Genomic DNA, 6792 nt, shown 5'->3' on the forward strand with positions numbered 1-6792 from the left:
GCGTCAGTTGGTAGTGCGCGCTGGCGGCGGGGGCTTTGTGGGCGGCGGGGCCGGCCAGGCGGCTGAGGGCGTCGGCGAGTGCCGCGGCGGCCGGCGGGGCGCCGGGGCCGGGCTGGACGGTGAGCTCCAGCGCGGGCAGGCGGTCGATGCTCACCGACAGGCCTTTGCTGGCGAACTCCTGGCGGATGCGGGCCAGGATGTCGGGGCTGACGATCGCGATGCGGACCCGCCCTCGCGGGCCCTGTGCCGTCGTCGGCTCGTTCGTCGCCTCAGTCGCGGTTGCGGTCATGTTTCCAGGCTCGACCGCGGCGCTTCAGGTTTTCTCCAGACGCGCTCCAGACCCGGCGTCACTGCGTTCCGGCGCGGCTACGCGGCATCGACAGCGGGCTTGAGCTGCTGTTCGCACCAGGTGCGGAAGGCAGTGGGCTGCGACAGGTGGGGCACGTGGATCGGCGGAAGGTGCGGTTCGGCGTCGTAGATGCCGTCGTTCTGTGCCCGCACCATGTCGGCGACGCCCTGGGCCCAGCCCGCCGAGACGCCGAACCCGAGCAGCATCTTGTGGAAGGCGTCGACAGTGTTCGTCTGGCTGAACAGGTTCTCCAGGAAGAACGGCGCGGCCAGGCCTCGATAGCCGACGCCGCTGTGTTGGAAGGCGGCATCCATGGCGAACGCGGCGCTGAGTGTCCCGGCGTCGTGCGGGTAGCCGTGGCCGAGGCTGGTGACGGCCACGACCCGGCGGACCCGGCGCTTGGCCAGCGCCTCGCACGCCGGAGCCGCGAAGCCGAGGTAGTGGTCGGTCGCGGTGCCGGGGGCCCGCGGGTCCGGCGGGACGAGCCAGAAGACCGAGTCGGCGCCGTCGAAGGCCCGGTCGAGCGCCGCGGGGTCGCAGTGGGAGCCGGCGACGACTTGGACGGCGGCGCGCACCCGCGGATCGAGGGCGGCCGGGTCGCGGGTGACGACCCGGACGGACGCCGGATCCGTGGCGGCGAGCAGCAGCTCGACGACCCGGCGACCGATCCGGCCGGTGGGGGTGGTGACGACGATCATGAACGGCCTTCCGTGGAGGGGTGGGACACTGCGCCCCGCATCCAGTAGATCCGCGGGCCGGCGGCACCTGAAGGTCCGATCCGGCAGCGATTGATACCGTGGGGACATGAATGGCCTGGACGTGCGGCGCCTGGAGTACTTCGTCGCGGTCGCCGAGGAGCAGCACTTCGGCCGGGCGGCCGAGCGCCTGCACATGACCCAGCCCCCGCTGTCGCGCGCGGTGCAACAGCTGGAGGACGAACTCGGCGTGACCCTGCTGCGCCGCACCACGCGCCGGGTCGAGCTGACGCCGGCCGGCGAGGTCCTGCTGCGCGACGCACGCATCGCGCTGGACGCGGTCGCCGCCGCCGAACGACGCACCCGGCACGCCGGGCAGCCGTCGCCGAGCCTGCGGATCGCGCTGAAGGCGGACCTGGACGCCGGGCTGCTCCAGGGGATCCTGGCGGCGTTCGCGGAGGAGCCGGAGGCGTGCGAGACCGAGCTGGTGCTGGTCAGCATCGGCGAACAGGCGCAGACGCTGCGCGACGGCCGGGCCGACGCGGCGATCGTGCCGGCCCCCTATGACGATCGCGGGCTGGACGCCGTACCGCTGCTCAGCGAGCCGACGCTGGTGGCGATGGCGGCTTCCGACCCGCTCGCGGCCCGCGACACGCTGCGGCTGGCCGATCTGGCGGGGCACGTACTGCCCGGCGGGCGTGCCGCGGATCAGTACCCTGCCAACGCCGGCGATCTGCGGCCGAGCGCGAATACGCCGGCGCGCCATACGGTCGCGGACCTGACCGAGATCCTGCGGCTGGTGGAGATCGGCGCCATCGTGGCCTTCCTGCCGCTGTCGGTCACCCGGCGATATCCGAGGCCTGAGATCGCCTACCGGGCGGTGGCGGACCTGCCGGAATCAGAGTTCGTGCTCGCGTGGCCGCAGCAGGCGACGTCGCGCGCGGTGGCGGCGTTCGTACGGGCGGCGGAGAACGTCGCGGCCGGGGTCGGGGCTGGAGGGGAGTTCCTGGACGCTCGCCGATAGGCACCGGGGCTGGTGCCGACGTGCGCACGGAAGCGTCGGCGGAGGTTGACCGCCGAGGCCAGCCCCACCCGAGCGGCGATCGCCTCGACCGGGAGATCAGTCCGCTCAAGCAGAGCGCGGGCGGCGGCGACCCGGCGGGACAGCAGCCAGGCGCCGGGGCTGGTGCCGAGTTGCTCGGTGAAGCGGCGGGCCAGGGTACGCGGCGAGACGCCGAGGTGTGCGGCGAGGTCCGCTACCGAGAGCGGGTCGGCGAGGCGTTCGGTGGCCCAGGTGAGAAGGCTCGCGAGGGAGTTGGCAGAGTTGGCAGAGTCCTGCGATGGCGGAACGCTGTCGAGCTGCGCACCGCGGTCGAACCACAGGATGCTGTCGAACTGCGAGACGTTCTCGAACCCGCCAGCCTCGCCAGTACTCGGCGAGGGCTCGTCCGCCTGCGGGAGTGCCATGTGCCGGGCGAGCAGGGCCGCGTGGTCGGGCCCGTGGTCGCGGCGCACGAGGTGCAGGCACAGCTCCAGGCCCGCTCCCGCGCCGGCGCTCGTGGCGACGTCGCCATGGTCGATGTATGCGTGCTCGGGTTCGACACGAAGGCCGGGGAACTCGCGGCGCAGCCGGGCGGCGCGAGCGAAGTGCGTGGTGACGCTGCGGCCGTCGAGCAGTCCGGTGCGGGCCAGCGCGAAGACGCCGGAGCAGATGGCGGCGAGGCGCGCGCCGCGGGCGTGGGCCCGGAGCAAGGCGTCGCGGACGGCGTCGGGCAAAGGGGCGCCGACCGGCAGCCAGCCCGGGATGACGATGGTGTCGGCGGTGTCGAGCGCCGACAGTCCTTGTGCCACGTGCATCACAAAGCCGCCGGTGGTCGGCACCGGTCCCGGCGTCTCGGTGCACACCTCGAACTCGTAACGCCGCGCAATCCCGTTACGCCGCAAGCCGAACACCTCGGCGGCGCACCCGAGCTCGAAGGTCGACTGCACCGGCCGCGCCAGGGCCACCACGCGATGCATGGCAAGAAAGTACCCCATGCCGACCGCCGAGGCTCTGTCCCGCGCGGCCCGCACCCGGCAGCGTGGGAGGCATGCGTCCCGAGATCCTCGACCAGCCCGGCTACACCTCCATCGCCACCGCCGACGCGCCGACACGCGAGCTGTTCCCCGGCATCCGGCTGCGTCCGTTGTGGCGCGGGGCGGACGGCGCCCACGCGAACGTCCTGGAGATGGATCCGGGCACCGCGTTCCCCAGGCATGACGTGCACAACCCGGGGCCCGAGGAGGTGTTCGTCGTCGCGGGCGTGTTCAACGACGGGGCCCGCGACTATCCCGCCGGGAGCTTCATCCACGCGCCGGCCGGCTCGTGGCACATCCCGACCACCGTGACCGGCTGCACGCTGTTCCTGTTCTATCCGGCGGGGTGACCGGAACTCCGAAGCCGCCCGCCGCTACTCACAACCGTCACAACCGCGAGCCGCCGGTGACCACCGGCTCCGGCACCTCCAGGATCAGCTCTCCGCGTTCGGCGTCGTAGGCGAACAGCTCGGCCCAGCGGCCCCAGGCGATGGCGATGTCCAGCTGGTTCCGGGCCTCGTCCTCGGAGAAGCCGCGGCGCAGCAGGTCCAGGAAGAAGCCTTCGCGCAGCGAGCCGTCCTTGGTCGAGTGCAGGGCCTTGACGATCGCGCCGACCAGCGGGGCGTGCTGGACCACCAGGCGGGCGAACTGTTCCTTGGCCGGGTCGGTGGCCGAGACGACGAAGGTGTGGCCCTCGTCGGTGATCTCGATGTCCGAGCCGGCGACGGTGGCCATGGTCAGCATCACCGCGGCGTCGACCAGCGGCAGCAGGTCGTCGACCTCGAAGTTCAGGTCCTCGGCGATCTCGGCCAGGCCGTCCCGGCCGCCGCGGGCGTCCAGGATCTCCAGCAGGCCGGACAGTCCGCCGACCGAGGCCGCCGGCAGCGGCAGGTCGACCGGGGTCATGGCGGAGACCGCGGCCGGCGCGATCTGCGCGGCCTTCTCCAGCGCCGACTCGCGGCCGGTGAGGATGTCGTAGACGGTGTCGACCAGTTCCTCATAGCCGGGGTCGCGCTTGTCGCGGGGCCGGGGCAGGTCCACGTGTAGTTCGGCCAGGATGCGGCCGGGGTTGGAGGACAGGACCAGGATGCGGTCGGCGAGCTGGACGGCCTCGTCGATGTTGTGGGTGACGATCAGCACCGCCTTGGTCGGGAAGCCCTTGCTCTCCCACATCTTCGTCAGCTCGCCGCGCAGGTTGGCGGCGGTGAGCACGTCCAGGGCCGAGAACGGCTCGTCCATCAGCAGCGCGTCCGGTTCCACGGCCAGCGCCCGGGCGAAGCCGACGCGCTGGCGCATGCCGCCGGACAGCTCCTTCGGGTAGGCCGACTCGAAGCCGTCCAGCCCGATCAGGTCGATGGCCCGCAGCGCCTTCTCGCGCCGTTCGGCCTCGGGCACGTCCCGGGCCTGCATCGCCAGCTCCACGTTCTGCTGCACGGTCAGCCAGGGCAGCAGCGCGAAGGACTGGAACACCATCGCCACACCCGGATTGGCCCCGTTCAGCGGCTCGCCGCGGTATTCGACGGTGCCGGAGGACGGGGCGATCAGCCCGGCGATGCAGCGCAGCAGCGTGGACTTGCCCGAGCCGGACTTGCCGAGCAGCGCGACGATCTCACCCTCGCGCAGCGTCAGCGAGACCCCGTCCAGGACCGGCAGCGCGCGGCCGTCGGGGGTGGTGAAGGTCTTGGTGACGTGTTCGGCCTCGACGATGATGTTGTCGGCGGCGTGCGGGACCTTGTCGTCGGTCACGGCCGGCTCCTTCGCGCTCACAGGGAATACCTCGCCTCGGCGATGGCGTACAGGCGCCGCCAGAACAGCCGGTTCACTCCGACCACATAGACGCTCATCACGACCACTCCGATCAGCACCTTGGGGAAGTCGCTGTTCGCGGAGGCGTTAGCGATGTAGGCACCGAGGCCGTAGGCCTCCAGGTGGTGCTTGCCGTAGCTGACGATCTCGGCCACGATCGAGGCGTTCCACGCCCCGCCGGCGGCGGTGATCCCGCCGGTGACGTAGGCCGGGAAGATGGCCGGCAGGATGAAGCGCTTCCAGCGCAGCCAACCGCCGACGCCCATCAGTTGCATCGCCTCCCGCAGGTCGGAGGGGATGGCGCTGGCCCCGGCGATGACGTTGAACAGGATGTACCACTGCGCGCCCAGGGCCATCAGCAGGATGCCGCCGACGTCCAGGCTCATACCGGTGGCCACGAAGAAGGCGGTCGCGAACGGGAACAGCAGGTTCGCCGGGAAGCTGGCCAGCACCTGCACCACCGGCTGCGCGATCCGCGAGACCTTCGGGTTCATGCCGATCCAGACCCCGACCGGGACCCAGATAAGGGTGGCGAAGACCAAGAGCACCACGACCCGGCCGAAGGTGGCGCCGCCGAGCAGGAAGGCGTGGCCGAACTGGCCCAGGTCCCCGCGCACGTGCAGGTACGTCACCGCGCGCCAGGCGCCGAACGCCACGGCGGCCGTCACCAGCCCGGCGAAGAACACGTCCCCGGTCCGCTGGCGCACCAGGGGCTTGGACAGCGGATGCTCGGCCAGCCCGAACGGCCGCGTGATCCTGTCCAGCAGCCGGCCGACCGGCCGCGCGGGCCGCGCCACCACCGCCGGCACCACCGATCGCCGCAGCAGGTCCAGGACCACGCTGCGCGGCTTGTCGGCGGAGGCGGACTCCTCGGCCCGGAACCGCTCGGCCCAGGCCACCATCGGGCGCCAGAACAGGATGTTGACCGCGACCACCATCACGACCATGACGACGATCGCTATCGCGACCTTGCTCAGGCTCCCCTGTTGCATCGCGGCGGCGACGTAGGAGCCGATGCCCGGCAGCGCGTAGGTGTGCTTCAGCACGGTGATCGACTCCGAGGCGGCCAGGAAGAACCAGGCCCCGCCGAAGCTCATCATCCCGTTCCAGACCAGCGGGATCATGCCGCTGGGCACGTCCAGCCGCCAGAACCGCTGCCACTTGGTGAGCCGCATGATGCGCGCCGCCTCGTCCAGATCGCGCGGCTGGGAGACCAGCGACTGGTAGAACGCGAAGGTCATGTTCCACGCCATCGCGGTGAAGATCGCGAAGATGGACGCGCACTCCAGCCCGAGCGACGAGCCCGGGAACAGGCTGATGAACGCGGTCACGGTCACCGTCAGGAAGCCCAGCACCGGCACCGACTGCAGGATGTCCAGCAGCGGGATCAGCGCCTTCGACGCCCGGGGCAGCCGCGCGGCGGCCGTGGAGTAGACGAAGGTGAACACCACCGACAGCACCAGTGCGATGAACATCCGCAGCAGGGACCGCACGGCGTAGTACGGCAGCTCCGCCGGGTCGGTCGACACCTGCGACGGCGCCTGGTTCGGCAGGAACGGTGCGTTCAGCGAAGGCGCCAACCGCAACAACCCGAACAGCAACACCGCCACGCCGACCAGCACGACGGCATCCACCCAGCGGAACGCCGGTCGCCGCCACACCCCTCGGGACGGGAACATCCCCCACGACGCCACCGACCACCTCCACGAATGCTGGCAGCCACTGCCGGACGCGCCCATGATCCCACGCCGGGCGGAGGGTGCCAGGGCTGGGCGGTAATTGGGCGCGGCGGGGGGATGAACAGGTTGTTACGGGTGGAATACTGAGGCCGATGCTCCCCTGGGACGGGCGCTGCCGCCCTACCCC

General features: G+C 71.6%; 5 protein-coding genes and 2 pseudogenes. 2 read left to right on the forward strand and 5 right to left on the reverse strand.

The window, feature by feature from the left end:
* Together KGQ19_RS46555 and KGQ19_RS46560 are read right to left on the reverse strand one after the other, a co-directional pair.
* Window positions 1-289, reverse strand: a pseudogene (locus KGQ19_RS46555) (hypothetical protein); the annotation flags it as partial.
* A gap of 77 nt (window positions 290-366) precedes the next feature.
* Entirely contained in the window at window positions 367-1047 is a 681-nt protein-coding gene (locus KGQ19_RS46560) for an NAD(P)H-binding protein (protein ID WP_212021703.1), read from the reverse strand.
* Window positions 1048-1153: 106 nt separating this feature from the next.
* On the opposite strand from KGQ19_RS46560, the pseudogene KGQ19_RS50670 reads away from it, so the two are divergent.
* Window positions 1154-1957: pseudogene (locus KGQ19_RS50670) on the forward strand (LysR family transcriptional regulator); the annotation flags it as partial.
* Here the strand turns inward: KGQ19_RS50670 and KGQ19_RS46565 are convergent.
* A complete protein-coding gene (locus KGQ19_RS46565; protein WP_212021705.1) occupies window positions 1915-3063 on the reverse strand; it encodes a GlxA family transcriptional regulator in 1149 nt (382 codons plus the stop codon). The pseudogene KGQ19_RS50670 and the gene KGQ19_RS46565 sit on opposite strands and share 43 nt — an antisense overlap.
* Window positions 3064-3134: 71 nt before the next feature.
* On the opposite strand from KGQ19_RS46565, the gene KGQ19_RS46570 reads away from it, so the two are divergent.
* Window positions 3135-3470 carry a cupin domain-containing protein gene (locus KGQ19_RS46570; protein ID WP_212021707.1) on the forward strand — a complete coding sequence of 112 codons (336 nt, stop codon included), beginning with the start codon at window positions 3135-3137 and terminating at the stop codon, window positions 3468-3470.
* A gap of 37 nt (window positions 3471-3507) precedes the next feature.
* Here KGQ19_RS46570 and KGQ19_RS46575 read toward each other — a convergent pair whose 3' ends face one another.
* Together KGQ19_RS46575 and KGQ19_RS46580 are read right to left on the reverse strand one after the other, a co-directional pair.
* Window positions 3508-4866 carry an ABC transporter ATP-binding protein gene (locus KGQ19_RS46575; RefSeq protein WP_212021710.1) on the reverse strand — a complete coding sequence of 453 codons (1359 nt, stop codon included), beginning with the start codon at window positions 4864-4866 and terminating at the stop codon, window positions 3508-3510.
* Window positions 4867-4883: 17 nt separating this feature from the next.
* The gene (locus KGQ19_RS46580; RefSeq protein WP_212021712.1) at window positions 4884-6605 is read right to left on the reverse strand and encodes an ABC transporter permease; all 1722 of its coding nucleotides are present in this window, start codon (window positions 6603-6605) and stop codon (window positions 4884-4886) included.
* Window positions 6606-6792: the final 187 nt, after the last annotated feature.

The sequence above is a fragment of the Catenulispora pinistramenti genome, from assembly GCF_018274385.1.
In the GTDB taxonomy this organism is placed as follows: Bacteria; Actinomycetota; Actinomycetes; order Streptomycetales; family Catenulisporaceae; genus Catenulispora; species Catenulispora pinistramenti.